Annotated in this window: 25 protein-coding genes; 19 read left to right on the top strand and 6 right to left on the bottom strand. The window is 70.7% G+C overall.

The window, feature by feature from the left end; translation table 11 throughout:
• Positions 1 to 22: 22 nt before the first annotated feature.
• Positions 23 to 1,030: a sugar phosphate isomerase/epimerase family protein gene (locus FPT20_RS15475; protein WP_158866958.1), complete on the top strand. Its 1,008-nt coding sequence runs from the start codon at positions 23 to 25 to the stop codon at positions 1,028 to 1,030.
• Positions 1,031 to 1,866: 836 nt separating this feature from the next.
• Here FPT20_RS15475 and FPT20_RS15470 read toward each other — a convergent pair.
• Complete coding sequence (locus FPT20_RS15470; RefSeq protein ID WP_158866956.1) at positions 1,867 to 3,183, bottom strand: ROK family protein; 1,317 nt, start codon at positions 3,181 to 3,183, stop codon at positions 1,867 to 1,869.
• A 197-nt stretch (positions 3,184 to 3,380) separates the two neighbouring features.
• Between FPT20_RS15470 and FPT20_RS15465 the strand changes: the two genes are divergently transcribed.
• From FPT20_RS15465 to FPT20_RS15435, 7 genes are all read left to right on the top strand, one after another.
• Positions 3,381 to 4,397, top strand: coding sequence for a VOC family protein (locus FPT20_RS15465; protein WP_158866954.1), 1,017 nt, complete (start codon positions 3,381 to 3,383; stop codon positions 4,395 to 4,397).
• A gap of 73 nt (positions 4,398 to 4,470) precedes the next feature.
• Positions 4,471 to 5,445 (top strand): fumarylacetoacetate hydrolase family protein, encoded by a 975-nt coding sequence (locus FPT20_RS15460; protein ID WP_158866952.1) that lies wholly within the window; start codon positions 4,471 to 4,473, stop codon positions 5,443 to 5,445.
• Entirely contained in the window at positions 5,442 to 6,470 is a 1,029-nt protein-coding gene (locus FPT20_RS15455; protein WP_158866950.1) for a cyclase family protein, read from the top strand. The genes FPT20_RS15460 and FPT20_RS15455 overlap by 4 nt, the downstream gene beginning before the upstream one ends.
• Positions 6,471 to 6,526: 56 nt before the next feature.
• The gene (locus FPT20_RS15450; RefSeq protein ID WP_158866948.1) at positions 6,527 to 7,660 is read left to right on the top strand and encodes an FAD-dependent monooxygenase; all 1,134 of its coding nucleotides are present in this window, start codon (positions 6,527 to 6,529) and stop codon (positions 7,658 to 7,660) included.
• Positions 7,657 to 8,679 carry an amidohydrolase family protein gene (locus FPT20_RS15445; RefSeq protein WP_158866946.1) on the top strand — a complete coding sequence of 341 codons (1,023 nt, stop codon included), beginning with the start codon at positions 7,657 to 7,659 and terminating at the stop codon, positions 8,677 to 8,679. The genes FPT20_RS15450 and FPT20_RS15445 overlap by 4 nt, the downstream gene beginning before the upstream one ends.
• Positions 8,676 to 9,662: a fumarylacetoacetate hydrolase family protein gene (locus FPT20_RS15440; RefSeq protein WP_158866944.1), complete on the top strand. Its 987-nt coding sequence runs from the start codon at positions 8,676 to 8,678 to the stop codon at positions 9,660 to 9,662. The genes FPT20_RS15445 and FPT20_RS15440 overlap by 4 nt, the downstream gene beginning before the upstream one ends.
• A gap of 631 nt (positions 9,663 to 10,293) precedes the next feature.
• Positions 10,294 to 11,022 (top strand): HEAT repeat domain-containing protein, encoded by a 729-nt coding sequence (locus tag FPT20_RS15435; RefSeq protein WP_158866941.1) that lies wholly within the window; start codon positions 10,294 to 10,296, stop codon positions 11,020 to 11,022.
• Positions 11,023 to 11,595: 573 nt separating this feature from the next.
• Here FPT20_RS15435 and FPT20_RS15430 read toward each other — a convergent pair.
• The 3 genes from FPT20_RS15430 to FPT20_RS15420 form a co-directional block, all read right to left on the bottom strand.
• Positions 11,596 to 11,952: an iron chaperone gene (locus tag FPT20_RS15430; RefSeq protein WP_158866938.1), complete on the bottom strand. Its 357-nt coding sequence runs from the start codon at positions 11,950 to 11,952 to the stop codon at positions 11,596 to 11,598.
• 107 nt (positions 11,953 to 12,059) lie between these two features.
• Positions 12,060 to 12,575, bottom strand: a complete 516-nt coding sequence (locus FPT20_RS15425; protein WP_158866935.1) for a GNAT family N-acetyltransferase — start codon at positions 12,573 to 12,575, stop codon at positions 12,060 to 12,062.
• Entirely contained in the window at positions 12,568 to 12,915 is a 348-nt protein-coding gene (locus FPT20_RS15420; RefSeq protein WP_199245851.1) for a type II toxin-antitoxin system TacA family antitoxin, read from the bottom strand. The genes FPT20_RS15425 and FPT20_RS15420 overlap by 8 nt, the downstream gene beginning before the upstream one ends.
• A 135-nt stretch (positions 12,916 to 13,050) precedes the next feature.
• On the opposite strand from FPT20_RS15420, the gene FPT20_RS15415 reads away from it, so the two are divergent.
• A complete protein-coding gene (locus tag FPT20_RS15415; protein ID WP_158866932.1) occupies positions 13,051 to 14,622 on the top strand; it encodes an MDR family MFS transporter in 1,572 nt (523 codons plus the stop codon).
• Positions 14,619 to 16,211, top strand: a complete 1,593-nt coding sequence (locus tag FPT20_RS15410) for a GMC oxidoreductase (RefSeq protein WP_158866929.1) — start codon at positions 14,619 to 14,621, stop codon at positions 16,209 to 16,211. Before FPT20_RS15415 ends, FPT20_RS15410 begins: the two co-directional genes overlap by 4 nt.
• A 51-nt stretch (positions 16,212 to 16,262) precedes the next feature.
• Here the strand turns inward: FPT20_RS15410 and FPT20_RS15405 are convergent, their stop codons facing one another.
• Entirely contained in the window at positions 16,263 to 17,006 is a 744-nt protein-coding gene (locus FPT20_RS15405; RefSeq protein ID WP_158866926.1) for an SDR family NAD(P)-dependent oxidoreductase, read from the bottom strand.
• 42 nt (positions 17,007 to 17,048) lie between these two features.
• Here FPT20_RS15405 and FPT20_RS15400 point away from each other — a divergent pair, with 42 nt between their 5' ends.
• Complete coding sequence (locus tag FPT20_RS15400; protein ID WP_158866924.1) at positions 17,049 to 17,804, top strand: IclR family transcriptional regulator; 756 nt, start codon at positions 17,049 to 17,051, stop codon at positions 17,802 to 17,804.
• Positions 17,805 to 17,934: 130 nt separating this feature from the next.
• Here FPT20_RS15400 and FPT20_RS15395 read toward each other — a convergent pair whose 3' ends face one another.
• Entirely contained in the window at positions 17,935 to 18,972 is a 1,038-nt protein-coding gene (locus tag FPT20_RS15395; protein WP_233265562.1) for a glycoside hydrolase family 6 protein, read from the bottom strand.
• A gap of 193 nt (positions 18,973 to 19,165) precedes the next feature.
• Here FPT20_RS15395 and FPT20_RS15390 point away from each other — a divergent pair, with 193 nt between their 5' ends.
• The 8 genes from FPT20_RS15390 to FPT20_RS15355 are packed head-to-tail and all read left to right on the top strand — an operon-like array spanning position 19,166 to position 26,767.
• Positions 19,166 to 20,338 (top strand): 4-hydroxybenzoate 3-monooxygenase, encoded by a 1,173-nt coding sequence (locus tag FPT20_RS15390; RefSeq protein ID WP_158866919.1) that lies wholly within the window; start codon positions 19,166 to 19,168, stop codon positions 20,336 to 20,338.
• 7 nt (positions 20,339 to 20,345) lie between these two features.
• Complete coding sequence (pcaH, locus tag FPT20_RS15385) at positions 20,346 to 21,128, top strand: protocatechuate 3,4-dioxygenase subunit beta (protein ID WP_158868277.1); 783 nt, start codon at positions 20,346 to 20,348, stop codon at positions 21,126 to 21,128.
• Positions 21,121 to 21,696: a protocatechuate 3,4-dioxygenase subunit alpha gene (pcaG, locus tag FPT20_RS15380; RefSeq protein ID WP_158866916.1), complete on the top strand. Its 576-nt coding sequence runs from the start codon at positions 21,121 to 21,123 to the stop codon at positions 21,694 to 21,696. The genes pcaH and pcaG overlap by 8 nt, the downstream gene beginning before the upstream one ends.
• Positions 21,689 to 22,837, top strand: a complete 1,149-nt coding sequence (locus FPT20_RS15375) for a lyase family protein (RefSeq protein WP_158866913.1) — start codon at positions 21,689 to 21,691, stop codon at positions 22,835 to 22,837. The genes pcaG and FPT20_RS15375 overlap by 8 nt, the downstream gene beginning before the upstream one ends.
• Positions 22,834 to 24,087, top strand: a complete 1,254-nt coding sequence (gene pcaDC, locus FPT20_RS15370) for a bifunctional 3-oxoadipate enol-lactonase/4-carboxymuconolactone decarboxylase PcaDC (RefSeq protein ID WP_158866910.1) — start codon at positions 22,834 to 22,836, stop codon at positions 24,085 to 24,087. The genes FPT20_RS15375 and pcaDC overlap by 4 nt, the downstream gene beginning before the upstream one ends.
• Positions 24,080 to 24,877, top strand: a complete 798-nt coding sequence (locus tag FPT20_RS15365; RefSeq protein WP_158866908.1) for a CoA transferase subunit A — start codon at positions 24,080 to 24,082, stop codon at positions 24,875 to 24,877. Before pcaDC ends, FPT20_RS15365 begins: the two co-directional genes overlap by 8 nt.
• Before the next feature lie 2 nt (positions 24,878 to 24,879).
• Positions 24,880 to 25,560, top strand: a complete 681-nt coding sequence (locus FPT20_RS15360) for a CoA transferase subunit B (RefSeq protein WP_158866905.1) — start codon at positions 24,880 to 24,882, stop codon at positions 25,558 to 25,560.
• Entirely contained in the window at positions 25,553 to 26,767 is a 1,215-nt protein-coding gene (locus FPT20_RS15355; RefSeq protein WP_199245849.1) for an acetyl-CoA C-acetyltransferase, read from the top strand. The genes FPT20_RS15360 and FPT20_RS15355 overlap by 8 nt, the downstream gene beginning before the upstream one ends.
• The last annotated feature ends 105 nt before the right edge of the window (positions 26,768 to 26,872 follow it).

Genomic DNA, 26,872 nt, shown 5'->3' with positions numbered 1-26,872 from the left:
GATCTTCAGGAAGAAGGGGACCATGGCGCGTCCGATCACGCTGTTCACCGGCCAGTGGGCCGACCTGCCGTTCGAGGAGGTGGCCCGCCTCGCCGGCGAGTGGGGCTACGACGGGCTCGAGATCGCCTGCTGGGGCGACCACCTCGACGTCTCCCGGTGGGAAGACGCCGAGTATGTGCAGTCGCGGAAGGACATCCTCGAGCGCAACGGCCTCAAGGTGTGGACGATCTCGAACCACCTCGCCGGTCAGGCCGTATGCGACGACCCGATCGACGAGCGGCACCGCGACATTCTCAACGACCGGGTGTGGGGCGACGGCGACCCGGAGGGCGTGCGTCAGCGCGCTGCCGAGGAGCTGAAGCTGACCGCTCGCATGGCGGCCGCGCTCGGGGTGACGACGGTGACCGGGTTCACCGGATCCTCGATCTGGAAGGCCGTGGCCATGTTCCCGCCGGCCTCCGACGAGTGGATCGCCGCGGGATACCAGGACTTCGCCGACCGGTTCCACCCGATCCTCGACGTCTTCGAGGAGGTCGGGGTCCGGTTCGCGCTGGAGGTGCACCCCTCTGAGATCGCGTACGACTACTGGACGGCCAAGGCGACCCTGGAGGCGATCGGGCACCGTAAGAGCTTCGGGATCAACTTCGACCCCTCCCACTTCATGTGGCAGCAGCTGGACCCGGTGGCGTTCGTGCTCGACTTCGCCGACCACATCTTCCACGTGCACGTGAAGGAGTCGATCACCAACCTCGACGGCCGCAACGGGGTGCTCGGCTCGCACCTCCCGTGGGCGAACCCACGGCGCGGCTGGACGTTCGTGTCGACGGCGCACGGGCAGGTCCCGTGGGAGCCGCTGTTCCGTGCCCTGAACGCCATCGGCTACGACGGCCCGACCAGCGTCGAATGGGAGGACGCCGGCATGGACCGCCTCGACGGGGCGCCCGAGGCGATCGCGTTCGTGCGGAAGCTGAACGCGATCACGCCGCCGGCGGCCGCTTTCGACGCGGCGTTCTCGACGAGCCGGGAGTGATGGGGGCTTCCGCCTCCCTTCCCCGCCCTCCCTTCCCCGCCCTCCCTTCTCCGCTGAGTTGGCACTAATGGCCCTTTCAGGGGGCCGTTTCGGCGGTGAGGGGGCCACGAGTGACGTCTCAGCACCGGGGTCCGCGTCTCGGCTGTGGATAACCGCCTGAGCGCAGCTAGGCCGGCGCGGATGGTGGCTGCGCCAGCGGGGCGCCCTCGGCGCCGCCTCCGCGCCTGAGTTGGCACTAGTGGCCGCCTCAGGGTGCCGTTTCGGCGGTGAGGGGGCCACGAGTGACGTCTCAGCACCGGGGTCCGCGTCTCGGCTGTGGATAACCGCCTGAGCGCAGCTCGGGTGGCGCGGAGGGTGGCTCCGCCAGCGGGGCGCCCTCGGCGCGCATGCGCCCTCGGGCGTCCGTGCCCTCGCGGCGACTCCTCCTCGGCTGAGTTGGCACTAATGGCCCTTTCAGGGGGCCGTTTCGGCGGTGAGGGGGCCACGAGTGACGTCTCAGGGCCGGGGTCCGCGTCTCGGCTGTGGATAACCGCCTGAGCGCAGCGCGGTCGGCGCGGAGGGTGGCTCCGCCAGCGGGGCGCCCTCGGCGCGCATGCGCCCTCGGGCGTCCGTGCCCTCGCGGCGCGTCCGCTCTCGGCTGAGATGGCACTAATGGCCCCTTCAGGGCGCCGTTTCGCGCCTGAGGGGGCCACGAGCGACGTCTCACGGGCTGGACGCCGGCCTCGCCTGTGGATAACCGCCCGAGCGAAGCTCGACGCGCCCGGAACGTGCCTCCGCCAGCCGCGGCGTCCTCGGGAAGCCCGGCTGGCCTACCGCTCGGCCGGCCGGCGCGCCCCCTACCGCCCGGCCGCCGCCTCCACCATCGCGGCCGCCGCCCGCCCACCGGCGGCCGCCTCGGGCCGCACGTTCTCGATCGTCGGACGTCCCGCCGCGAACCACCGCGGGAAGGTCACGTCGAAGAGCTGCTCGCGCGCGAGTTCGGCCCCGCCGCGGAGGGGTTCCCGCTCGTCGTTCACCGAGTTGACGATCGTCAGGTCGCGCGTCGCCAGGGGGAGCGACAGCTCGTACACCCGCTGCCGCACCTCGGCGAGGAAGAGCTCTCCTGCTGCGGCCACCGCGCCTCCGATGACGATGACACTCGGGTTGAACATGTTGACCAGGGCCGCGATCGATTCGCCGACGAGTCGGGCGGACTGCTGGATGAGCGAGATGGCGAGCGCGTCCCCGTCCTCGGCGGCGATCGAGATGCCCTCCGGGGTCACGGGCTGGCCCGCCTCCACCCGGTCGGCGAGGTAGCCGGTCGCGCCGTCGGCGAGGGCGCGTTCCGCCTGCCGGACCAGGGCCCATCCGCTCGCCTCCGCCTCCAGACAGCCGAGCTTGCCGCAGCGGCACAGCGCCTCCGAGTCGCGCACGCGCACGTGGCCGATGTCACCGGCGGCGCCGTTCGCCCCGCGATGCACGTGGCCCTGCGAGATGAGGCCGGCGCCGATGCCCGAGCCGACCTTGCAGTAGATGAGGTCGATCGGCTCGCCCGACCGGCGGGTGCGCTCGCCGAAGGCCAGGAGGTTCACGTCGTTGTCGACCCACACCGGCACGTCGTAGTGCTGCTCGAACCGGCGGCGGACGTCGAAGCCGTTCCATCCGGGCATGATGGGAGGCGCGACCGGCCGGCCCGTCGCGAAGTCGACCGGACCGGGCACGCCGACGGTGGCCGCCCAGACCGGGGCACCGGGGTGGGCGTCGATGAGCTCGTCGATCATGCCGATCGCGGTGTCGAGCGTCTCGGCGGGGCCTCGGGCGATGTCCCAGGCGCGCGCGCTGTGGGCGATGATCGAGCCGTCGAGGTCGGTGATGCCCACGCGGATGTGGAGGGCACCGAGCGCGCAGACGAGGAGGCGGCCGCGGTCGGAGCGGAAGCGGAGGGTGCGCGGCATGCGGCCCCCGGAGGAGCGGGCGAGGCCTCCCTCTTCCAGGTAGCCGAGGGCGATCGCGGTGTCGACGCGCTGCGTCACGACGCCGCGGCCGAGCCCGGTGAGCCGGCCCACCTCCGGGCGGGTCGTCGCCTCGCCCGAGCGGACCATGTTGACGATCCGGAGGAGGCTCGTCGCCTCGTCGGTCTGGGCGCCGAAGCGCAGGGTTGACTCGCTCGCCATTGGCCGATTCTCGCACAGCGACGCCTACATGTGTGGCGATCGCGCCTCCCTTCTGCCTCTCCGCGAAAGAAGTCCGCGCGGAATGTATAAATCTGTCCGATCCGCTGGATAGCCAAACTGCGGTTCCCCGATACCGGCGGCCCGGCGATCCTGGAAACCGGGCGGATTCCGCGCCCCTTGGAAAGGAACGATCGAGGATGATCAAGCTGCTCTCCCACCTCTCGTACGTGGCCATCACATCGCCGGACGTCGAGGCCTCGGTGGACTTCTACGTCAAGCAGGTCGGGCTGACGGTCGTGGACCGTGTCGACGGCCGCGTCTACCTCCGCTGCTGGGGCGACTACTACGCGTACTCCGTCGTCGTGGTCCCCGGCGACGAGCCGTCGCTCGAGACGATGGCCTGGCGCACCTCCAGCGAGGAGGCGCTCACGGAGGCCGTGAGCCGGCTCGAGGCCGCCGGCGTGGAGGGGCGCTGGGTCGACCAGCACAAGATCGGGCGGGCGTACCGGTTCGTCGGCCCGTGGGGTCACTCGATGACCCTCCACTGGGATGTCACCCGCCACCAGGCCCCCGGGCACGTCGCCTCCATCTACCCCGACCGTCCCGAGAAGCGCAGCTCCGTCGCCGGGGCCCCGCGCCAGCTCGACCACGTCACCGTCGCGACCAGCGATGTCGACGCCTTCGCGAAGTGGTACAACGACGTCCTCGGCTTCCGCATCATGGCCCGCACGGTGCTCGACGAGGCCCCGATCTCGGTGTTCTCGGTGCTCACCACGAACGAGAAGTCTCATGACCTCGGTGTCGTCCTCGACGGCTCGACCCGCGCCGGCCGCGTGAACCACTACGCCTTCTGGGTCGACACCCGGGAGGAGCTCCTCATCGCCGCCGACGTCCTCATGGAGAACGGCATCCCGATCGAGTACGGCCCCTCGATCCACGGCATCGGCGAGCAGAACTTCCTCTACTACCGCGAGCCGTCATCCCTCCGGATCGAGCTCAACACCGGCGGCTACCGCAACTACGTGCCGGACTGGGAGCCGAACACCTGGAAGCCCTCGCTCGGATCGAACAACTTCTACCGCAACAGCGCGATGCCGATGTCGATGACGGAGTCGTTCCCGCCCGCCGACGGCCCGAGCGCCACGGAGGAGGGCGTGCCGGACGAGATCAAGGAGGCGCTGCTCAACCCGTACGCCGTCCAGGGCCGCGGCTGAGCCGACCGACTCGGGGGCGGCCGTGCCCATCCATCCACCGGCCGCCTCCGTGCACCATCCGAGGAGGATCTCGATGACGACCGATCGACTCGACGCCCCGTACGCCCTGGCGCGCTACCGTGACGGCGACCGCGTGCAGCTCGGCCTCGTCGCCGGCGAGCGCATCCGACCGCTCGGCCCCGACGAGCTCGGCGCCGCGGACCTGAACGGGTTCCTGGCAGCACCCGACTGGGACCGTCTCGCGTCGCTTGCCGGCGGCGACGGGCCGTGGAGGGACCTGGCCGAGGTCACGTTGACCGCCCCGGTCGAGCCGCGCCAGGTTCTGCAGACCGGCGCGAACTACCGCGAGCACGTGATCCAGCTGGTCGCCGCCGGCCTGACGCAGGACGGCAGCCGGACACCCGAGGAGGCGCGCGCCTTCGCCGCCGACATGATGGACCGGCGCAAGGCCGAGGGAGAACCGTACTTCTTCATCGGGCTGCCGGCATGCGTGGTCGGCGACGACGTGCCGCTCGCGCTGCCCTCGTATAGCGACGTGCACGACTGGGAGCTGGAGCTCGCCGTCGTGATCGGAGCACCCGCCTTCCGGGTGAGCCGCGAGGAGGCGCTCGATCACGTCGCCGGCTACACCATCTGCAACGACATCACGACCCGCGACCTCGTGTTCCGCAAGGACATGAAGGAGATCGGCACCGACTGGTACCGGAGCAAGAACGCCCCCGGGTTCCTGCCGACGGGCCCCTTCCTCGTCCCCACTCCGTTCGTCGACCCGTCGAGCCTGAACCTGCGGCTCGAGCTGAACGGGGAGGTGATGCAGGACGCCTCCACCGACGACCTGCTGTTCGACCTCCCGGCGCTCATCTCGGGTGCCTCGCAGACCATGCCGCTCCTCCCTGGAGACCTGCTGCTCAGCGGCAGCCCGGCGGGCAACGGACAGCACTGGAAGCGGTTCCTGCGCGACGGCGACGTCATGACCGGCAGCATCGAGGGCCTCGGCACGCAGGTCGTGCGCTGCGTCGATGAGAAGAAGGAGGAGCGTCAGCGATGACGGACACCAACACCCGGACCGGTACCGGGCAGCCCCCGACAGAGGATCCGTCGGAGCTCGACCGCACCGACCCGGAGGCGGAGATCGCGGCCCGCGCGGAGGCGTACCGCAACTGGGGCCGCTGGGGCGACGACGACCGCCTCGGCACACTCAACTTCATCGACGACGCCAAGCGCGCGGAGGCGGCGGCCCTCGTCCGCGACGGTCGTGCCGTCTCGCTCTCGCAGTCGTTCGACATGAACGGCCCGCAGAAGGGCTGGCGCCGGCGCACCAACCCGGTGCACACGATGCTCGACACGGGCACCGACGCCGAGCGCGGCAACCAGGGCTTCCCGCACGGGCTGGGAGGGGCGGACGACGTCATCGCCATGCCCCTCCAGTGCTCCACCCAGTGGGACGGCCTCGGCCACATCTTCGACCACGGCCGCGCCTGGAACGGTCGTCGTGCGGGAGACGTCGTCACGAGTGACGGCGACCTCGTCACGGGCATCGAGCACGCGGCCGGGGTCATCGTCTCGCGCGGTGTGCTGCTCGACCTCGGCCGCCACCTGAACCCGGAGACGGGCGAACTGCCCGACGGCTATGCGATCACGCCCGCGGAGCTGCGCTCCTGCATCGAGGCGCAGGGCGCCTCCAGCTCTGTCGGGCGCGGCGACATCGTCGTGATCCGCACGGGCCACCTCGCCCGCGCCCGCCGCGACGGCTGGGGCGACTACGCCGGAGGCGCGGCCCCGGGCCTTTCGCTGACCACGGCCGGCTGGCTCCACGACACCGAGATCGCGGCGATCGCGACCGACACCTGGGGCTTCGAGGTCCGGCCGAACGAGTTCGACGTGCCGGCCTTCCAGCCGCTGCATCAGGTCGCGATCCCGAACATCGGGCTCACTATCGGCGAGCTGTGGGACCTGGAGGAGCTGGCCGAGGCCTGCGCGGAGCTCGGCCGGTACGAGTTCCTCCTGACCGCTGCGCCGCTGCGCATCACCGGCGCGGTCGGGTCGCCCGTCAACCCCATCGCCGTACTCTGATCGACGCGGACCAGAGCCGGCAGCACCAGAGATCCATGAGAACAGAGAGGTCTGACATGACAGCAGTCGACCGGACAGCGATCGCCGGCAGCGGCGTCGCGGCGATGGCCGCGGCGATCCTCCTCGCCGAGGCGGGCGCCCAGGTGGACGTCTTCGAGGCGAAGCCGGAGCTGAGCGCTCTCGGCTCGGGCATCACCCTGCAGGGCAACGCCTTGCGCGTCTTCGACCGCCTCGGCGTCTGGGAGGCGGTGCGCGACGCGGGCTACGTGTTCGAGGGCCTCAACCTCCGCGCGCCGGGCCCGGGTGCGCCGATCGTGGCCGAGCTGCCCGACGTCAAGACCGGGGGCCCGGACTACCCGGCGGCCATGGGCATGTACCGCCCCGACCTCGCTCGCATCCTGTTCGAGCGTGCAGAGCAGCTCGGTGTGCGCGTGCACTGGGGCAGCAAGGTGACCGGTGTCGAGCAGGCCGGCGACGTGGTGCGCGTCGAGGTCAACGGCGAGCCCGCGGGCGAGTTCGACCTCCTCATCGGCGCCGACGGCCTCAACTCGACCGTGCGCGGGCTGATCGGCATCGAGACCACCCCCGAGCCGACCGGGATGGGGATCTGGCGGTCGTTCGTCTCGCGCCCGGCCGAGGTCACCCGCAGTGAGCTCTACTACGGCGGGCCGGTCTACATCGCGGGCTATACGCCCACAGGCGAGGACACGATGTACGCCTTCCTCGTCGAGAAGGCGCAGGACCGCGTCGGCGTCGACGACGACCAGGCGGCCCGCATCATGCTCGAGGAGTCGCAGGCCTACCAGGGGCCGTGGGAGCAGATCCGTTCGGACCTCGCGGCCGGCGCGCATGTCAACTACACCTGGTTCACCTCCCACATCGTGGAGGCGCCCTGGAACCGCGGCCGCGTCGTCATCATCGGCGACGCCGCCCACAGCTGCCCGCCCACCATCGCGCAGGGAGCCGCGCAGGCCCTCGAGGACGCCTTCGTGCTCGGCGAGCTGCTGACCTCCCGCGACACGCTCGACCAGTCCCTGTGGGACGAGTTCCATGCGCGCCGCATCCCGCGGGCGCACGCGGTCGTGGAGGCGTCGGTCCAGCTCGGCCGGTGGCAGATCGAGGGCGACCGCGACGCGGACGCGCCCGGCCTGATCTTCGGCATCGCGCACAAGATGGCGGAGCCGGCATGAACGCCGCGACGGGAGGCGTGACCGACGTTCACGCGCACCTCCTCCTCCCCTCCCTGCAGGCCGAGGTCGAGCGCCGGGCCCCCCAGGCGTTCGCGGAGGCGCAGGCCCTAGAGGCGCGACGCAACGGACCCGAGAGCCTGGCCGCCTCGGGCCGCATGATCGGCGAGCGATTCCCGCGACTGACCGACCTCGGGGCGCGGCTTGCGGCGATGGACGCCCAGGGCGTCGAGCGCCAGTGGGTCAGTCCCTCCCCGAGTCACTTCTACCCGTGGGCCGAGGAGCAGCTCGCCGTGTGGATCGCCGCGGAGGCGAACCGCGTCACGGCCGAGCACGTCGCCGGGGCCCCCGACCGGCTGACCGGGCTGGGCCTGGTCCCGCTGCAGCATCCGTCGCGCATTCCCGAGCTGCTCGACGACGCTGTGCTCGGCCGGGGGCTCGCGGGGGTCGAGATCTCGTCGTTCGCCGGCGATGTGGAGCTCTCCGACCCGCGACTCGACCCGTTCTGGGCGCGTGCGGAGGAGCTGGGAGCCGTCGTGTTCCTCCACCCGTTCGGCTGCAGCCTCGACGAGCGGCTCGACCGCTTCTACCTCTCCAACACCGTGGGGCAGCCGGTCGAGAACGCGGTCGCTCTGTCGCACCTCATCTTCGGCGGCGTGCTCGACCGCTTCCCGGGGCTGCGGCTCGTCGCCGCACACGGAGGCGGCTACCTCCCGACCGCGATCGGGCGTTCCGACCACGCCTGGCGCGTGCGCCCGGAGGCCCACGGCTGCGCCCACGAGCCGTCGAGCTACCTGCGCCGGATCTGGTTCGACACCGTCGTCCACGACCCGCTGGCGCTCAGGCAGCTGCTGGCCGTCGCGGGTGCCTCGCAGGTCGTGATGGGGAGCGACTTCCCGTTCGACATGGGGCCCGACGACCCGGTGGGCTTCGTCCGGTCGGTCGGGTTGCCGCGCGAGGTGGAGGAGCGCATCCTGAGCGGCAACGCGGAGGCGCTGCTCGCGCAGGCGGTGCGCGCATGAGGCTCGCACGCTGGACGCACGACGGCGCAACCCGGGAGGGGTTCGTCATCGACGACCGCGTCGTCCCGTTCCCCGATGGCGTCACGACGGCTTCCGTGCTCGCGGGCGGTCTCGATGCGGCCCGTGTTCTGCACGAGCGTGCGTCGGGTGAGGGAGGCGCGGCCCTGGCGGACGTGACCCTGCTCGCCCCGCTGGTGCCCGCCTCCATCCGCGACTTCGTCGCGTTCGAGGAGCACGTGGAGGGAGTCAGCGCGTCGGTCGACGGCAAGAGCGAGGTCGTCCCGGAGTGGTACCAGGCGCCGACCTTCTACTTCACGAACCCGCACACGGTCCTGGCTCCGGGCGAGACCCTCCGGCCGCCCGTGTCGGAGCGGCTCGACTTCGAGCTCGAGCTGGCGGCGGTGATCGGAGGGGCGGGCGGATCGAACCTCAACGCCTCCGCGGCGGGCGACGCGATCTTCGGCTACACGGTCATGAACGATTGGTCGGCTCGCGACCTGCAGTCGCGCGAGATGAAGGTCCGGCTCGGCCCCTCCAAGGGCAAGGACTTCGGCACGAGCCTCGGCCCGTGGATCGTCACGGCCGACGAGCTCGAGCAGTACGTCGACGGGGAGGGGTTCCTCGCCGTCCGCGCCGAGGTCTCGGTCAACGGCACGGTCATCGGCCACGATCTCGTCTCGAACATGGGCTGGCCCTTCCCCGAGCTCGTGGCCTACGCCTCCCGCAACTCGCGCGTGGTCGCGGGCGACGTGCTGGGCTCCGGCACGACCGGCAACGGCGGCTGCCTCGCCGAGCTCTGGGGGAGGCGCGGCGCGCTCGACCCGGCGCCGCTGCGTGAGGGCGATGTGGTGACGATGGTCGTGGAGGGCGTCGGCACGTTGGAGAACACAGTCGGTGCGTCGGTGCCCGCTCCCGCGGTCGCTGCGGCGCGTCAGCGGCCGCGACTCCGCGAGCGGTCTCGGGTCGGCGAACCGCTCGGGTGATCACTGCTCGGATGGCCAATGATCGGTTCGCGGCCGTCCTGTCGCAGCCGCAACCTTGTCGACTTCGATTTGCCCCGTTGGCCATACGTGCAGGCCTAAACTCTTGGAGCGGGCGCTTCGCGTTCTGAGACTGGAGCTGAGACTTGGAACCACCGGCACACGACAACCAGCCGATCCTATTGAGGCCGCATTGGTTACAGCGGTTCGGAGCCCTTCTGCCAGCCGGTGTCATTATCGCCGTATCAGTACAAACGTGGATGGCGGAGCCAACTCCTGGCGCTGTATTTGTCTGTGCTGTTCTCGCGCTTTCGTCGAGCTATTTCGCTGCGAGATGGGTTCTCTATGCGGGGGCGACTCGCCGGGGTGACGATCTCATCATTCGGGGAATGCTTTGGGACAGGCGCATTCCGCTCAGACAGATCCGGCGGGTAACCAAGGGCTATGTCTTCGTGCAGTGGGAGACCAGCCGTGGAGCAGAGCTCTACAGCCCGATCACACCGTTGTGGTCCAAGCCCCGTCCGATCGCATCGGTTACCGAGTTCGATAACGCCCACGTGGATACGATCCGTGACTGGGCGAGGCATGCGAGGCCCAAAGAAGGCGACATTCCAGTTCACGGTGGAGTGATCGGATGGTGACCTTCGATGATGTGTTCGCCCTGGCGGCTGAGCTCGGGGCGAACTTACCCAACCCGCATACGGATGTGGAGGACTATTACGAGTTCCTGCTTCGGAGAAAGGCGGCGTTTGAATCGTATGCGCGTGCCACAGCCGAGCTGATCGCTGACCTGCGGGGGGCCGGGGTAAGGCTCGAGGGCGACCGACTGTCGCAGTTGAGGTTGCATCCCGATCATCGGGCTGTGCCGATTCTTGCTCGCTCGCTGTCTCAGATCCACGACCTCACTGTCGTTGGCGAGGTTGCGGAGATCTTGAGCGACCGTTGGGCGCAACCCGGCGGCAAAAGGGCGCTGATCGAGGAGTTCGCTCGCGTAGACCCGGATAGCGATCCGGGGCCGGACTCGAGACGGTTCAAGCTTGCAAACGCGTTTGCGCGGGTTGCTTCCGTGGACGATGTCGATGCTCTCATCGAGATCGTCGCCAATCCCAAGAACGGGAGCGCGCGAAAGCTTCCTGCAGAGGCGCTCGGCCGGTTTAAGAAGCGCCGAGACGAGTCCGTGCCAGTGCTGATGGAATTGCTGGAAGACCGGACCGACGGGGTGTACTCCTCGGCTGCGCACGCGTTGGGCCTCTTGCGTGAGCCGACCGCGACGGCCCCCATCGAGTCTCTGCTCGCAATCGAAACGGAATCATTCCACCGACCGAAGCTGAATATGGCGCTCAAGCGGATCATCAAAGGTTAGCTTCGCGGGTATGTGTCGTCGCCGAAGAGTCAGGTGCAATTGATGCGGGACTGGCTGGAATTGTCTTTCTTGCCCTCGGGGGTGTTGGGATTGCCCTGCAACCGTGGCTTCTGCGGATGGATCGACGGCGGGGGGACCGACGAGTCGCGGCCGGAAAGCCCCGCTCGCCTGTCCCCGTGTGGGCGGTCGTGCTAGTGGGGATCGCGCTGATCGTCTCGGGAGTTGTCGTCTACAACGTCCATTGACGTGCTTCCGTGGCGCCGCACATCGACCTTGCGCGTTGCTGATTGCGCCCGACGGTGCCAGGACGTACACGCCAGGCTCGGTTGGCTACAAGCCGCTGACAGCGGTGGGCTCGTGTCGGCGCCTTCAGCAGATTGTCGCAATCAGCTGTTCTCAGGCGCTTTCGCCAGCGGATTGTCCGTGATCTCCGCCACATAGATTGTCCGCGGGGCGCGCGAGCCACAACGTGCAAGCCGTCCCGTTAGAGGATCCTTCACCGGTTCTCGTCGGGAACCGTGGCGCGAACTGCCAGTGAGGGGTTGGCAGGTGGCCGACAGTCCGGAAGCGGTTCTATCGCACGCTTTCGTCGATCTCGGCTCGTCGTGCGATGACGATGCGGCGCAAGACGGGATCCGGTAGTTGATTCTCCGCGGAGAAGTGGATGCTTCCCCTTGTTGTTTCGAAATCGGCAAGCAGGTCGAGGTTTCCGGCGATGACCCGGCCGCTGAACGGGTAGAGGGACAGGAACTTCTTCGCCTGTACCGCTGCGATCAGGCCCTTGCCACGGTAGAGCAGGGCAGCCATGGCGTAGCTGGTGCCCTCCTCCGCCTCAGGTACCACTCGAAGCGCGATCGCGTAGACGCGCTCGAGCGCGGCACGATCGGCACCCTCGATCGTGCTCAGATACACGCTCACTGCGTTGGTCATGGCGCGATCGTATGCCTCGTCTCCTGGCTACGGTGAGGTCTTTGAGCACGTCACCTGCCGAGCGGCCAGGCACGAATTAGGGAACTGGAGCGCAAGCAAACCGGGCGTCACAAGCCCGGGAGCGTACCGCCGAAGTCGGCTTCAATGCTGCTGACCCTCCGGACCAGGCGGAGGCTGCCGGGGACGCGGTCGAACCCGTAATGCTCGTAGTACCGAGCGACGTCGTCGTCGAGCGCATCGACGACAACCAGTCGGGCCGCCACGATCTGCGTAGCAGCGAGGAATCGAGTCAAGGCGTCTGCGAGGAGCAGCCCTCCGAGGCCCTGACCTTGACGACTTTGGTCGAGCGCGAGCTTGCCGATGAGTACCGCTGGGATCTCTTGCGGTCCACCGCGGCCGATGTCTCGCGGAACCTCACCGCGCGCGACCTTGTGGCCTGAGAGTGAGTAATAGGCGACGACTCGACTGTCATCAGCCCACACCCAGGTGGTCGATGTCCTACGGCGTGCGGCATCCGCGGCATTGTCGCGGAGCCACGCGTCCATAACGTTCACGCCGCACGTGAACTCTGAAGCGTCGTGGACTTCCGGTTCGAAGCGTTCGGACGGCAGCCCATCAGCCACGGGCTAAGGCGCGGAGTCGCTCGAAGGCGGCCTGGGTCGGAGCGTTGGGCTCAGCTGGAGCATTCAACGCATCCCAAAGTTCGTCGAAGTACTCGGCTGGAACTCGCGTGGTCGCCTCGTATTCACGGAGCACCTGCTCGGCGCGTTCCTCCGCGGCGTTGCGCGCAAAAGTAGAGGCCGGCTCGCCGGCGAGTTCGGCCGCTCTCTCGATCCGGGCCCGGCCCGCCGGGCTGACCCGAAATTCCATGCGCGCAGTCGCAGCCACGTCAGCAGCCTCCTTCCTTCGTACGGACAATTGTACGGCGCACTCCTGAGCGGCGACCAGGGTCTTCGAGCCCATCTTTAGTTGAAATGCGTCGAAAGATCGCATAAAATGGACCTGACGTTGGGGCTGAGGCCCGATCCCCGTCGCGAGGTCGCGAACCGGGGGCACATCCCGTCGCGTCGATGGCCCGATCGTTCGGGTGCCTCGCGTATGCCGCTCTCACGACTCAAGCTCCGCCTCCTCGTCTCGTCCCTCCTCGCGGTGTCGTTCCTCGGCGCGCTCGACAACACCATCGTCAGCACAGCCCTTGCGACGGTCGCCGGGCGGCTCGGCGCCCTCGAGCACATGGGGTGGATCGTGGTCGGCTACACGCTCGCCAGCACCGTGCTCCTGCCGGTGCTCGGCAAACTCGGCGACATCGTCGGTCCGCGCGCGGTCTTCCTCGTCTCGCTGATCGTCTTCGTCCTGGCCTCGGTCGCCTGTGGATTCGCGACGAGCATGGGGTGGCTGATCGCCTCCCGCGGGGTGCAGGGCATGAGCTCCGCGGGCCTCCAGCTGATGCCGCAGACGATCATCGCGCACACCACGACCCCGCGTGAGCGGCCCAAGTACCTCGCCCTGATCGGCGCGGCTTTCCCCGTGGCGATCCTCATCGGCCCGGTGCTCGGCGGCCTGATCACCGACTTCTGGGGCTGGCAGTGGGTCTTCTGGGTCAACGCCCCGGTCGGGATCGCCGCGTTCGTCCTCGCCGCGATCGCTGTTCCGCACGTGGAGGGACAACCGACCGGGCGCTTCGACCTCGCGGGCGCGGCGCTCCTCGCGGTCACGCTGGTTTCGCTCGTGCTCGGCGTGACCTGGGTCGGCGATGCGGCACTGGGAGGCGCGGCCACGGCCCTCTTCGCGACTGCGGCCGCAGCGGCTGCCGTGTTCGTCGTCGTGGAGCTGCGGGCGGAGCACCCCCTCGTGCCGTTCCGCCTCTTCGCCGACCGCACCATGGCCGCGGGCATGGCGGTCTCGGCGGTCGTCGGCATCGGGCTGTTCTCGATCACGGCGTACCTTCCGACGTACTTCCAGCTCGCCTACCGCGTGAGTGTCACAGTGTCGGGCGTGGTCCCGATCGCTACCGTGTTCGGCATGCTCGTCGGCAACCTGGCGTCCGGCTGGCTCGCGAGCCGCACCGGCCGGTATCGCGTCTTTCCTGTGCTCGGCACGGCGATCGGCGCTGCCGGGCTGACGGTGATGGCGTTCCTCCCCGCGTTCCTCCCGCTGTGGGTGCCGACCGCGGTCATGGCCGTCGTGGGGCTTGGCACGGGGTGCTTCATGAGCCTCATCGTCGCCGTGGTTCAGAGCGCGGCTCCCCGGCGCGAGACCGGGACGGTCACCGCGACCGTCAACCTGGTCCGGCAGGTCGGGGCGACGGTGACGACGGCGCTGATCGGCGGGGTGATCGCGGCCGGCGTCGCCGCGCTGCTCCCCGCGTCGCTCAACCCGCGCACGCTGACGCCGTCGGCCGTGCACGCCCTCCAGCCCCAGCTGCAGCTACAAGTCGCGGGCATCTACCACGACGTGTTCGCTCCCGTCTTCGCGGGCCTGGCGATCACTTACGCGGTCGGGCTCGTCGCTTCGCTGCTGCTTCCGCCGGGGCGCCTCAGCGATGAGGCGACCACGCCGCCGGCCTCCGCCGACCTCGACCCGGCAGTGGCCACGGCGTCCGCCGTCGGCGGGATCGGCACCCCGACGTCCCCGACCCGAACCATCCGTCCCGAAGGAGAGACACCATGACCGACTCACCGACCATCGCCATCGTGGGGAGCGGGCCGATCGGCTCCGCCTACGCCCGGCTGCTGCTGGAGGGCGTCCCCGACGCCCGCGTCGTCATGTTCGAGGCCGGTCCTCAGCTGACCGACGTCCCCGGCGAGAGCGTCCGCAACATCCCCGACCCGGAGGCGAAGGAGCTGGCCCGCGAGCGGTCGCAGGGGCCGCAGGCCGGATCGTTCCGCTCGTCGCTCGGCATCCCCGAGTCCGCCGTGGTCGAGGGCATGTTCACGGCGCGCGGCGGCACGCACCTGATCGACTTCGGAGGCGAGGGGTCGGGGCACGCGCCGACCTTCCCGGCGGCCGCCGCCTCCACCAATGTGGGCGGCATGGGAGCGCACTGGACCTGCGCCACCCCGGCCCCCGCGTTCAGCGAGCGCATCCCGTTCATCCCCGACGACGAGTGGGAGGGACTGGTCGCGGAAGCTGAGGCGCTCCTCCACGTGCAGCACTCCGCTTTCGGCGACTCCGGCATCGGCTCCGCGATCCGCAGCCTGCTCGCGGAGGAGTTCGGAGCGGAGTTGCCCGAGGGGTACGGTCCGTCGACCCTCCCGGTGTCGGGCGACCCGCAGCCGGACGGGTCGATGCGCTGGGCCGGCGCGGACGTCGTGCTCGGGCCGCTGATCGAGGCCGGGAACCCCCTGGCCGAGCGGTTCGAGCTGCGCGACCTCACCCTGGTCCGCCGGGTCGAGCACGACGGGCCGCGTGTGACCGGCGTCACCGTCCAAGACCTCCGCACCGGCGAGACCTCGTTCGTCCCAGCCGACCTGGTGGTCGTCGCGGCCGACGCCTTCCGCTCGCCGCAGCTACTGTGGGCGTCGGGCATCCGCCCGCGGGCTCTCGGCCACTACCTCACCGAGCACCCCGTGGTGATCTCGACGGTCGCCCTCGACAGCGAGCGGATGAGCCGTTACGCCACCGAGGAGCAGCTCGACGCCGAACTCGCCCGCCGCGCCACCAACCCGGCCGACCCGGTCGCCGCGGTGAACCGCATCCCCTTCTCGGAGCCCGACCACCCGTTCTCGCTGCAGGTGATGTACGCCGAGAATCCGCCGTTCCAGCTCGACCCCGAGCACCCCGCCTCGGGCAACCGCTGGGGCTTCGTCAACATGGGGTACGGCATGCGCAAGCAGCCGCGCTTCGAGGACGGTGTCACCTTCGACGATGGCGAGCTCGACTACCGCGGCTTCCCCAACATGACGATCCGGTACGAGCTGACGGACGCTGAGAAGGCCGAGATCGAGGCCGGTACGGAGCACCTGCGACGGGCCGGGGCGGCGCTCGGGACCTTCGTGGCCGAGCCGCGCCTCCTGCCGAACGGGTCGAGCCTCCACTACCAGGGCACGATGCGCACCGGCGACGCGGACGACGGCACCTCCGTCGCCGACCCGTACTCGCGCGTCTGGGGCTACGACGGGTTGGTCGTCGGCGGGAACGGTCTCATCCCGACGGCGACCACCATGAACCCGACGCTCATGAGCGTGGCGATCGCCGTCCGCGGGGCCCGCAAGGCGGTGGAGGAGCTCACCGCGCGCGAGCACGCCGAGGTCGGCTGACACGCGCGGGCCGGCCGGCCGGGCGCACGACGCGCTTCGGCCGTGCCGCCCTCACCGCGACAGCGCGTCCGCGATCGCCTTTCCGCCTCCATGAGACGTCAGGCCGCCGTCGACGGGGATCTCGGCGCCGGTGATGAACGTCGAGCCGTCGTCGAGGAGGAACGCGACGAGCGGCGTGATGTCGTCGACCGTCCCGATCCGGCCGAGCGGCGTCGCGGCGAGGTTCGCGGTGCGGAACGCCTCCGACGCGCTCGCCGTCATCGGCGTCTCGATGTAGCCGGGGTCGATCTGGTTCACGCGGATCCCCCGCGGGCCGAGCTCCATCGCGGCCGTCTTCGTGAGGCCCCGGAGCGCCCACTTGCTGGCCCCGTACGCGACCGCGTAGTGCGCCGTGAGCGCGGCGGCCGAGCCGACGTTGACGATGGAGCCTCCCTGCCGCATCAGCGGCGAGAGGTGCCGGATGCCGAGGGTCGCGCCTCCCACATTGACGGCGAAGACGCGGGCCAGGTCGTCGGCCTCGATGTCCGCCAGGCGTGCTCGCCAGGTGATTCCGGCGTTGTTCACGAGGCCGTGCAGGGTGCCGTACTCGCGTTCGATGGAGGCGGCGAGCGTTCGCCAGCCCGCGTCGTCGGCGACGTCGAGTTCGACCTGCTCGATGCCGCGAGGCGCCGGTTCGGTCCACGAGCGGTCCGCGGCGATCACCCGGGCGCCGAGGCTCGCGAGGTGGGCGGCCTCGGCGGCACCCTGACCCTGCGCGGCTCCGGTGACGACGACGACCCTGTCCTGAAGACTCATGCGCACACTCTAGGGCCCGCTGGCCGCCCCTAAGCTTGCTCCATGGCGGGCGGTGCGGCTGATGAGCGGAGCGTCGCGGCCCGCGTCTTCGCCGTCGCCGACGCGTTCGAACGCGGAGGCGAGCTGACCCTCAGCGAGGTCGCCCGGCGCGCCGGCCTGCCGGTCTCCACGACGCACCGGCTGCTCGCCGAGTGGGTTCAGTGGGGTGGGCTCGTCCGCGGGGAGGACGGCCGCTACCGGGTCGGCATCAAGCTCTGGAAGCTCGGCGTCCGGCAGCCGACGGCCCGCCGGCTCCGGGAGGCGGCCCTCCCGTACCTGGAGGACCTCCTGGAGGCGACGGGCGAGCACGTGCATCTCGCCGTCCGCGACGACCTCAACGCCGTGTATCTCGAGCGCTTCTCCGGCGAGGGCGCGGTGCCCGTCATCAGCGATGTGGGCACGGTGCTCCCGCTGCACGCCACCGGAGTCGGCCTCGTGCTGCTCGCTTACGCACCCGCTGATGTGTTCGACGCGGTGATGGAGGCGCGGCCGCGCAAGTTCCTCCCGAACACGCTCACGGGCGAGCAGGAGCTGCGCGAGCGGCTGGCCTCCATTCGCGCTACGGGCCTGTCGGTCTCGGTGGAGGAAATGACGCGGGGCGCGTTCTCGGTGGCGGCCCCTGTCCGCGACAGTACGGGCGCGGTGGTCGCAGCGGTGTCGATCATTGCCAGCGCAGGTCGCGTGAACGAGCCGCAGTTTGCCCTCGGCGTCCGCATGGCTGCACGCGGCATCTCGGCGGCCCTGGGCTACGCCCGCTGAACCTCGCCGGGCACTGCTGCGCGACTGCGGCGTTTCGGGACGTCTGCGCCTGCGCGCGCACGCGCAAACGTCTCGAGGAGGCGCAACTGCCGGACGACGGCGGGCCTAACGTCGGCTCAAGGCCGGGGGGTCAGTGAATCGCCGGGACAACGGCGACAGACCGAGCGCGCTCGCCGGGCTGTGCGAGCAGGGGGGAGGCGAGCTTCGGGAGGGGTGCGGAGGAACGCGCCCGCACGAGCGCCTCCGCCGCGGACTCGTACCACGCGCCGGCCGGAGGGGCGCCGTTGCAGGTGCCGTCGGACGCCCCCGGGTGCTTCACCCAGAGGAGGGCGTCGAGCTTCGTCGTCGGGGACTCGGTGATCCGCGGGTTCTGCCCGAGCGCTGCTCCCGGCGGGTTGCACCAGCTGCCGGTCCAGCCGTTCCCGTTTCGCGAGACATCGATCACGAAGTGCTTCCAGCCGACTCGGGAGGACACCTTCCCGGCGTAGTCGCGCTCCGCCTGGGTCGCGTCGAAGTTCGACACGTTCGTGAAGAAGCCCCGAGCCTCAGAGATCCCCGCCGACCGGAGATAGGAGGCCTGCATGTCGGGGGTGAGCCAGCGGGCGTTGCCGCCGTCGAGGTACGTGCTGAGTCCGGCCGCATTCAGGATCCGGACCGCCGACCGGATCAGAGGCAGCCGGGTGCCGGCAACCCCCGCGCAGGCCGCGCTCGAGAGCATCGCCAGCGAATCCGGCTCGATCAGGACGACGGCGTGGCTTCCGGCCAACGCGGCGGCCACGCGGCGATTCCAGTCGAGGTAGGCGTCGGACGTGAACCCGCCCGCGGAGTAACCGCCGCAGTCGCGGTCCGGCACGGCGTAGGTCACGAACACGGGGGTGGCGCCCTGGGCAGCCGCGGCTTGAAGGTGACGCCGGATCGTGCTGAGCAGCAGCGTCGGGGTGTACCAGTCGCCGAGCCACACCGCCGTCGGCTGCCCCGCGATCTGCTCGATCAGCGCGGCGTCTGCGGTGTCACCCGATGCGGCCAGCCGGTCGGCCGCCTTGCGGGCGTCGCTGCCCTGGTCGACGTAGAGCCGGCTCCCGAACACGGGCGCCTCCGTCGCGGGGGCGGGTGTCACCGAAGCGAGCGCTACGGCTGCGCCCGCGAGGAGAGCGATCAGAATGCGCATGCCGGAGCCTATCGGCATCCCGCCTTGCCCGGTTACCGGTTGGGACGCTCTCCGTGCGCACCCGTCACCCCCAATTCGGAGGGCCGAAAGCCTGGACCGACCACAAATCCTTCCACTGAACGGAAACCCGCCCCACCGCCTTCCCGGCTCCCGCGACGATGGCCCTACCTTCCCATCGACGTGAGAGGCAGCGGTGCGCACCCAAGTCGCCATCATCGGAGCCGGCCCGGCCGGGCTCCTCCTCGGGCACATCCTCCACCGCGCCGGCATCGGCTTCGAGATCCTCGAGCAGCGCTCCTCCGAGCACGTGCTCGGCCGCATCCGGGCCGGCGTCCTCGAGCAGGGCTCCGTCGACATCCTCCGCGAGCTCGGCCTCGACGAAGACCTCGACGCCCACGGTCTCACCCACCACGGCATCTACCTGCAGTTCGAGGGGGAGCGCCACCACATCGACTTCCCCGACCTGGTCGACCGGACAGTGACCGTGTACGGGCAGCAGGCGCTCGTCCGTCACCTGCTCCGGCAGCACGAGAGCCTCGGTTCCGACATCCGCTTCGAGGCGCAGGACGTCACGCCGCACGCCATCGACACCTCGTCCCCATACGTCACGGCGCGCTACGACGGCGAGGAGGTGCGGATCGACTGCGACGTCGTCGTCGGCACCGACGGCTACCACGGCGTCTGCCGGCCCGCGATCCCGGGTGTCCGCGCGCTCGAGCGGAGCTACCCGTACGCGTGGCTCGGCATCCTCGCCGACGTGACACCGTCGACCGATGACCTCATCTACGCTCTCCACCCGGACGGCTTCGCCATGCACTCCATGCGCTCTCTGGAGGTGTCGCGGCTGTACCTCCAGGTCGACCCGGACGAGTCGATCGACGACTGGTCGGACGCCCGCATCTGGGAGGCCCTCCAGACGCGCCTCGGAACCGACGGCTGGACCCTCCACGAGGGGACGATCACCGAGAAGTCGATCACACCCATGCGGAGCTTCGTGGCGTCGACGCTTCAGCACGGGAGGCTGTTCCTCGCCGGCGACGCCGGTCACATCGTGCCCCCGACCGGCGCGAAGGGCCTCAACTCGGCCATCGCCGACGTGACCCTCCTCGGGCGCGGCCTCGCCGCCCTCTACCGCGGAGACGAGTCGCCCCTCTCCGACTACAGCCGCGCCGCGCTCGCCCGGCAGTGGAAGGTGCAGCAGTTCTCGCAGTGGATGACCGAGATGCTGCACGTGCACCGCGAGGTCGCCGACGAGGCGAGCCGCGCCTTCCGCTACCGCAGCCAGGTCGGCCAGCTGCAGTACACGACCGGCTCGCGCAACGCGCAGGCGGCGCTCGCCGAGCAGTACGCCGGACTCCCCTTCTGAGGTGACCATGAACCAGAACAGCGAAGCCGAGCTGACCCAGGCGGAGATCAGCGCAGAGATCGCCGAGGCCCACGAGGCGGCGCGCACTGCGGACGGACAGCTGCCGCCGCACCCGCTCCGCGACTTCCGGCCGTACCGGAGCTCGGCTCTCCGGCACCCCACCCACGAGCTCGTGCGCGCCGACCCGGAGGAGATCGAGCTCGTCTCACCGGCGTTCGGCCACTCCGACGTGGGCGCCGAGGAGAGCGACCTGACCATCCAGCACACCGGCGAGCCGCTCGGCGAGCGCATCATCGTCACGGGCCGGGTGCTCGACGGGGAGGGACGGCCCGTCACGGGCCAGCTCATCGAGATCTGGCAGGCGAACTCCGCCGGCCGCTACGTGCACAAACGCGACCAGCACCCGGCGCCCCTCGACCCGAACTTCACGGGCGTCGGCCGGGCGATCACCGGGGACGACGGGTCGTACCGGTTCGTCACGATCAAGCCGGGTCCGTACCCCTGGAAGAACCACCGGAACGCCTGGCGCCCGGCGCACATCCACTTCTCGCTCTTCGGGAACGCGTTCACGCAGCGCCTCGTCACCCAGATGTACTTCCCGAGCGACCCGCTCTTCGCGCTCGACCCGATCTACCAGTCGATCGTCGACCCGGAGGCGCGCAAGCGCTTGATCGCCGCGTACGATCACGAGCTGAGCGTCCCCGAGTGGGCGATGGGCTACCGCTGGGACATCGTGCTCACGGGCGGCAAGGCGACCTGGATGGAGCCGGAGGAGGGCGAGCATGCCTGAACACGATGCGATCGCGGCCGGGACGTTCTCGCAGACCCCGTCGCAGACCGTGGGGCCGTTCTTCGGTTACGCGCTCCCGTACGAGCGCGGTGGGGAGGTCGCGCCTCCCTGGCACCCGGAGGCGATCCGCCTCCACGGCACGGTGTACGACGGCGCCGGTGAGCCGGTCCCGGACGCGATCCTCGAAGTCTGGGGCCTCGACGCCGGGGGAGCACCGATCGCCGATCGCGGCAGTCTCCACCGCGACGGCCACACCGTCACCGGCTTCGGTCGCACGCAGGTCGATCGCGCCGGTCACTACAGCTTCACGACGGTGAAGCCCGGCGCTCCGGTCGACGGGCGCGCGCCGTACTTCCTCGTCACGGTCTTCGCGCGCGGCCTGCTGCACCACCTCTTCACCCGCGCGTACTTCTCAGACGACGATCCCTTCTTCGCGACCGTTCCTGAGGAGCGTCGCGAGACCCTCCTCGTCGTCCCCGACGGCGACCGCAGCTACCGCTTCGACATCCGGCTCCAGGGGCCGGACGAGACCGTCTTCCTCGACTTCGTGGGTGACGGACGTGGCTGACGGAACCGCGCGAGCCTTCGACTGGGGCCTGCTCGAGCCGGCGGGAGGCGCGGCCTCGGCCGTCTCGGACGACGCCGTCCTGGAGGGGATGGTCGCCTTCGAGCGAGCCCTCGTCGCGGCGTGGTCGGAGCTCAACGGGTCGGGCGCCGCGGTCGCGGAGAGTCTGCGGGCGGACGCGCTCGACCGGCATGCCCTGGCCGACGGCGCTCGCGCGGGCGGCGTGCCCGTGATCGCGCTCGTCGACCAGCTCCGGGCGGCCGCCGGCCTCGATGCCGGGCTCGTCCACCGCGGGGCGACGAGCCAGGACGTCGTCGACACCGCCCTGATGCTGGTGTCCCGGGAGGCGCTGTCCGGCGCGCGCACGGACCTCACCCGCGCGGGCCGAGAGCTGGCCGCGCTGGCCGAGACACACCGCGCGCGCCCGGTTGTCGCGCGCACTTTGACGCAGGAGGCGGAGGCCACCACGTTCGGCGCAGTCGTCGCCTCCTGGCTCGACGGGATCACCGCGACGCTGGTGCAGCTCGACGCCGTGCGGTTCCCGGTGCAACTCGGGGGTGCGGTGGGCGTCGGAAGAGCATTCGCTGAGGACGCGGGCCGCGGCGACGCGCCCGAACGGTTGCGCGCCTGCCTCGCGGCGCACCTGGGGCTCGGCGACCCGGGGCGGAGCTGGCACACCGAGCGTTCGGCCGTGCTGGCGGTGGCGCACGCCGCGGCGCAGGTCGCAGCGATCGGCGGCCGGATCGGGCGCGACCTCGCGCTGCTCGCCCGCGACGGTTCCGCGGTGCCGCGCCACGGAGGCGGCTCGTCATCGATGCCCCACAAGCACAATCCGGTCGACGCGGTCCTGCTGACGGCGAACGGCCTCCGTGCGGGCGGCCTCGTCGCAACACTGCAGACCGCGGCCCTCTCCTACGACGCGCGGCCCGCCGGCGAGTGGCATGCCGAGTGGCAGGCCTGGCGCTCGGTGCTGCGCCTGGCGCTCGAGTCCGCTTCGCTTCTCGCCCATGCCGCCGGAGACGTGGAGGTGTCCGCCGGGACGGTCGACGCATCCCCATCGTTGCTGGCTGCCGCCGATCGTGTCGTGGCGTCGTCCGTCGCGCGGTTCGAAGCCGCCGCAGCAGAGAGGTCGACCCGCTCATGACCGTCCCGCGCCTCCGCGGCTCGATGACGCCTGCCCCGGCGACGTCGGCCTCGTCGTCGCTGCTCGTGCTCCTTCCCTCCCTCGGTACGACGGGTGAGCTGTGGGACGGCGTGGTCGCGCGCGTCTCGACGACGCCCGACGCTCCACGCATCCTGCGCGTCGACCTGCCCGGGCATGGCGCTTCGCCGGCGACGGGGGAGGCGTTCACCGTCGCCGACCTGGCGCGGGGCGTCCTCGCCGTGATCGACGAGGTCGGGGGAGGGGCGTTCCACGTCGCCGGTGACTCCCTCGGCGGCACGGTGGCCCTCGAACTCGCGCTCACCGTCCCGGAGCGCGTGCTCAGCCTCTCGATGTTCTGCTCGGGCGCGAAGATCGGCACCGCCGAGGGCTGGGCCGAGCGTGCCGCGCAGGTGCGGGCATCCGGCACCGCCTCGGTCGTCGCCGGGAGCGCGCAGCGGTGGTTCGCGCCCGGCTACCTGGAGGCGCACCCCGACGGTCCGGGCGGCCACGCGCTCAAGACGCTCATCGACGTCGACGACGAGTCGTACGCGCTCTGCTGCGAGGCGCTCGCCGGGTTCGACCGACGCGACTCGCTCGGCGCGGTGCGAGCACCTGCCCTGATCGTGGCGGGGGCGCACGATGCCGTGACGACACCCGAGCTGATGCGGGAGCTGGCGGAGGGGATGCCCGACGCCCGCTTCGTGGAGCTGGCGCACGCCTCCCACCTGATCCCGCTCGAGGATCCGGCCGAGACGGCAGCGCTCCTCGGGGCGTTGCTGTCGCGGACGTCCCTCCACTCCCGGGGGATGCAAGTGCGCCGGGAGGTGCTCGGGGACGCGCACGTCGACCGCGCGAACGAGCGCATCACGCCCGAGACCGCGGACTTCCAGGACTTCATCACCCGCTACGCGTGGGGCGAGGTGTGGGCGCGGCCGGAGCTGACACGGCCGGAGCGCTCGATCGCGACGCTGGCGAGCCTCGTTACCGGCGGTCACGAGAACGAGCTCCGGATGCACGTGCGGGCGGCGCTCCGCAACGGACTGACCCGCACGCAGATCGCCGAGGTGATCCACCACACCGCGCTCTACGCCGGGCTGCCGGCGGCGAACGGGGCGCTCGCGGCGATGCGCGAGGTCTTCGCGGAGGCGCCCGAGGCGGGCGACGGCGACGACGCCCGCCACGGCGAGTGGACCGAGCCGACCGGCGCCACCCCACACACCCCCGAAAGCACGGAGGAACGGAATGGATAAGACGTACGGTTCGGCCGCGGAGGCCGTTGCCGACATCCCTGATGGCGCCTCGCTGGCGGTGGGCGGCTTCGGTCTGTCCGGGGTGCCGATCGTGACGATCCGGGCGCTGCTGGCGCGGGGGGTGGGCGACCTGGAGGTCGTGTCGAACAACTGCGGCGTCGACGGGTGGGGTCTCGGTGAGCTGCTGGCCGCGGGACGGATCCGCCGGGTGATCGCCTCGTACATCGGCGAGAACAAGGAGTTCGCCCGCCAGTACCTCGGTGGCGAGGTGGAGGTGGAGCTGACGCCGCAGGGCACGCTGGCCGAGCGCCTCCGCGCCGGTGGCGCGGGCATCCCCGCCTTCTACACGGCGACCGGCGCCGGCACGGCGGTCTCTGACGGCGGCATGCCCATCCGGTACGCCTCGGACGGATCGGTGGCGGAGGAGTCCGCGCCGAAGGAGCTGCGCCCGTTCGACGTGTTCGGCCGCTCCCGCGAGTACGTGCTGGAGACCGCGATCCGCACCGATTTCGGCCTGGTGCGGGCCGCTGTCGGGGACCGGCACGGCAACCTCCGGTTCGAGAAGTCGACCCGCAACTTCAATCCGCTCGCGGGGATGGCCGGCCGCATCACGATCGCCGAGGTCGACGAGCTCGTCGAGCCCGGTGTACTGGGACCGGATGACATCCACCTCCCCGGGATCTATGTGGACCGGGTGATCGCGTTGAACCCGAAGCAGTCCGCGGACCTGCCGATCGAGAAGGTCACCGTCCGCCGCCGCCCGACCACTGCCTCCCCGGAAGGAGCCTGACCGTGCCTCGCACCCGCGACGAGATGGCCGCCCGCGCCGCCCTCGAACTGGAGGACGGCTCCTACGTGAACCTCGGCATCGGCCTCCCGACCCTGATCCCGAACCACCTGCCGGAGGGCGTGCACGTCGTGCTGCACTCCGAGAACGGCATCCTCGGCGTCGGCCCCTACCCGTGGGAAGGGGAGGAGGACCCGAAGCTGATCAACGCCGGCAAGGAGACCGTGACGGTGCTCCCCGGCGCCAGCTACTTCGACTCCGCGACCAGCTTCGGGATGATCCGCGGCGGCCGGATCGCGACCGCGGTCCTCGGCGCGATGCAGGTCTCCGCCGGCGGCGACATCGCGAACTGGGCGGTGCCCGGCAAGATGGTCAAGGGCATGGGAGGCGCGATGGACCTGGTCAACGGGGCCGAGCGCGTCATCGTCGTCATGGAGCACGTCGCCAAGGACGGCTCGGCGAAGATCGTCGAGCAGTGCACGCTCCCGCTCACCGGCCGCGGCTGCGTCGACCGGATCATCACCGACCTGGCCGTGATCGATGTCACCGACGAGGGGCTCGTGCTGCGCGAACTCGCACCCGACGTCACCGTCGACCAGGTCGTCGCAGCCACCGGTGCGACCCTGACCGTCGCACTCGACCCCGCCGCCTCCACTGAAGCGTCGCCGGAGACCGTCGATGCCTGAACTGCGCGATGTCGTCATCTGCTCGCCCCTCCGCACCCCGGTCGGCCGCCTGGGCGGGGCGCTCGCGTCGGTGTCCGCGCTCGACCTGGCCGAGACCGTTCTGCGCGCCCTCCTCGAGCGGACGGGGATCGACCCGTCCGCGGTGGACGGCGTGATCGGCTCGCAGGGTTACCCGACGATGGAGGCACCCGCCTTCGGCCGCGTCGCCGCGTTGAACGCCGGCTTCCCGGTGACCACCACCGGCTACCAGCTCGACCGCCGGTGCGGGTCCGGGCTCCAGGCCGTGGTGAACGCCGCGATGGAGGTGCAGACCGGCGTCAGCGACGTCGTCGTCGCGCTCGGCGCCGAGTCGATGTCGAACGCCCCGTTCTACTCGGTTCAGGGGCGCCGCGGCCTTCCCTCCGGCGGCTTGCTCCTCCACGACGCGCTCGCCCGCGGCCGCGAGACCGTCGGGGGCCGGAACTTCCCGACCCCCGAGGGCAACGTCGGCTCGGCCGAGACGATCCGGCGCCATTACCAGATCGGGAGGCACGCGCAGGACGCCCTCTCCCTCCTCTCGCACCGGCGCGCCGTCGCCGCGCAGGAGTCCGGCGCGTTCGACGCCGAGCTCGTGCCGGTCACCGTGCCGAGTCGGCGCGGTGACGTGGTCGTCGACCGGGACGAGCACCCGCGCGCCGACACATCCCTCGAAGCGCTCGCCGCGCTGCGTCCGATCCTCGGACGCGACGACCCCGAAGCGACGGTCACGGCCGGCAACTCGAGCGGGCAGAACGACGCCGCGGCCGCGGCCATCGTGACGACGCCGGAGCGCGCCTCCGAGCTCGGCCTCGCCCCGATGCTGCGCCTCCGGTCGTGGGCCGTCGCGGGCAACGACCCCCGCATCTTCGGGGTCGCCCCGGTGCCCGCCGCCGAGTTGGCGCTCCGGCGGGCCGGCGCCTCCTGGTCGGACATCGACGTGATCGAACTGAACGAGGCCTTCGCGGTGCAGGTGCTCGCCTGCCTCGCCGACTGGGGCATCGACGCGGAGGACCCGCGCCTCAACCCGCGCGGCAGCGGCATCTCGATCGGCCACCCGATCGGCGCGACCGGCCTCCGCATGCTCGCCACGCTCGCCCACGAGCTGGCCGCCCTCGACGCGGAGCTCGCAGTGGAGACGATGTGCATCGGCGGCGGACAGGCGCTGGCGGCGGTGTTCGAGCGGGTCTGAGCAGGCTCGCGGGTCGCGCCGCGGTTACCGAGAAGCGTTATCCCATTGTTTGCTTGCCTGGGTGTCAGCTTGCGAGTTATCGTTCGGCTGTCGGTGTATCCGGGG

The organism is Leifsonia sp. AG29 (assembly GCF_009765225.1).
In the GTDB taxonomy this organism is placed as follows: domain Bacteria; phylum Actinomycetota; class Actinomycetes; order Actinomycetales; family Microbacteriaceae; genus Leifsonia.
Note: the sequence above shows the minus strand (reverse complement) of the source record. Positions and strands in the feature narration are given on the sequence as shown.

Excerpts from the sequence above, each read along its gene's own strand:
- FPT20_RS15475 (WP_158866958.1), top strand. The coding sequence starts at position 23 with ATGGCGCGTCCGATCACGCTGTTCACCGGCCAGTGGGCCGACCTGCCG.
- FPT20_RS15470 (WP_158866956.1), bottom strand. The coding sequence starts at position 3,183 with ATGGCGAGCGAGTCAACCCTGCGCTTCGGCGCCCAGACCGACGAGGCG.
- FPT20_RS15465 (WP_158866954.1), top strand. The coding sequence starts at position 3,381 with ATGATCAAGCTGCTCTCCCACCTCTCGTACGTGGCCATCACATCGCCG.
- FPT20_RS15460 (WP_158866952.1), top strand. The coding sequence starts at position 4,471 with ATGACGACCGATCGACTCGACGCCCCGTACGCCCTGGCGCGCTACCGT.
- FPT20_RS15455 (WP_158866950.1), top strand. The coding sequence starts at position 5,442 with ATGACGGACACCAACACCCGGACCGGTACCGGGCAGCCCCCGACAGAG.
- FPT20_RS15450 (WP_158866948.1), top strand. The coding sequence starts at position 6,527 with ATGACAGCAGTCGACCGGACAGCGATCGCCGGCAGCGGCGTCGCGGCG.
- FPT20_RS15445 (WP_158866946.1), top strand. The coding sequence starts at position 7,657 with ATGAACGCCGCGACGGGAGGCGTGACCGACGTTCACGCGCACCTCCTC.
- FPT20_RS15440 (WP_158866944.1), top strand. The coding sequence starts at position 8,676 with ATGAGGCTCGCACGCTGGACGCACGACGGCGCAACCCGGGAGGGGTTC.
- FPT20_RS15435 (WP_158866941.1), top strand. The coding sequence starts at position 10,294 with ATGGTGACCTTCGATGATGTGTTCGCCCTGGCGGCTGAGCTCGGGGCG.
- FPT20_RS15430 (WP_158866938.1), bottom strand. The coding sequence starts at position 11,952 with ATGACCAACGCAGTGAGCGTGTATCTGAGCACGATCGAGGGTGCCGAT.
- FPT20_RS15420 (WP_199245851.1), bottom strand. The coding sequence starts at position 12,915 with ATGGGCTCGAAGACCCTGGTCGCCGCTCAGGAGTGCGCCGTACAATTG.
- FPT20_RS15415 (WP_158866932.1), top strand. The coding sequence starts at position 13,051 with ATGCCGCTCTCACGACTCAAGCTCCGCCTCCTCGTCTCGTCCCTCCTC.
- FPT20_RS15410 (WP_158866929.1), top strand. The coding sequence starts at position 14,619 with ATGACCGACTCACCGACCATCGCCATCGTGGGGAGCGGGCCGATCGGC.
- FPT20_RS15405 (WP_158866926.1), bottom strand. The coding sequence starts at position 17,006 with ATGAGTCTTCAGGACAGGGTCGTCGTCGTCACCGGAGCCGCGCAGGGT.
- FPT20_RS15400 (WP_158866924.1), top strand. The coding sequence starts at position 17,049 with ATGGCGGGCGGTGCGGCTGATGAGCGGAGCGTCGCGGCCCGCGTCTTC.
- FPT20_RS15395 (WP_233265562.1), bottom strand. The coding sequence starts at position 18,972 with ATGCGCATTCTGATCGCTCTCCTCGCGGGCGCAGCCGTAGCGCTCGCT.
- pcaH (WP_158868277.1), top strand. The coding sequence starts at position 20,346 with ATGAACCAGAACAGCGAAGCCGAGCTGACCCAGGCGGAGATCAGCGCA.
- pcaG (WP_158866916.1), top strand. The coding sequence starts at position 21,121 with ATGCCTGAACACGATGCGATCGCGGCCGGGACGTTCTCGCAGACCCCG.
- pcaDC (WP_158866910.1), top strand. The coding sequence starts at position 22,834 with ATGACCGTCCCGCGCCTCCGCGGCTCGATGACGCCTGCCCCGGCGACG.
- FPT20_RS15365 (WP_158866908.1), top strand. The coding sequence starts at position 24,080 with ATGGATAAGACGTACGGTTCGGCCGCGGAGGCCGTTGCCGACATCCCT.
- FPT20_RS15355 (WP_199245849.1), top strand. The coding sequence starts at position 25,553 with ATGCCTGAACTGCGCGATGTCGTCATCTGCTCGCCCCTCCGCACCCCG.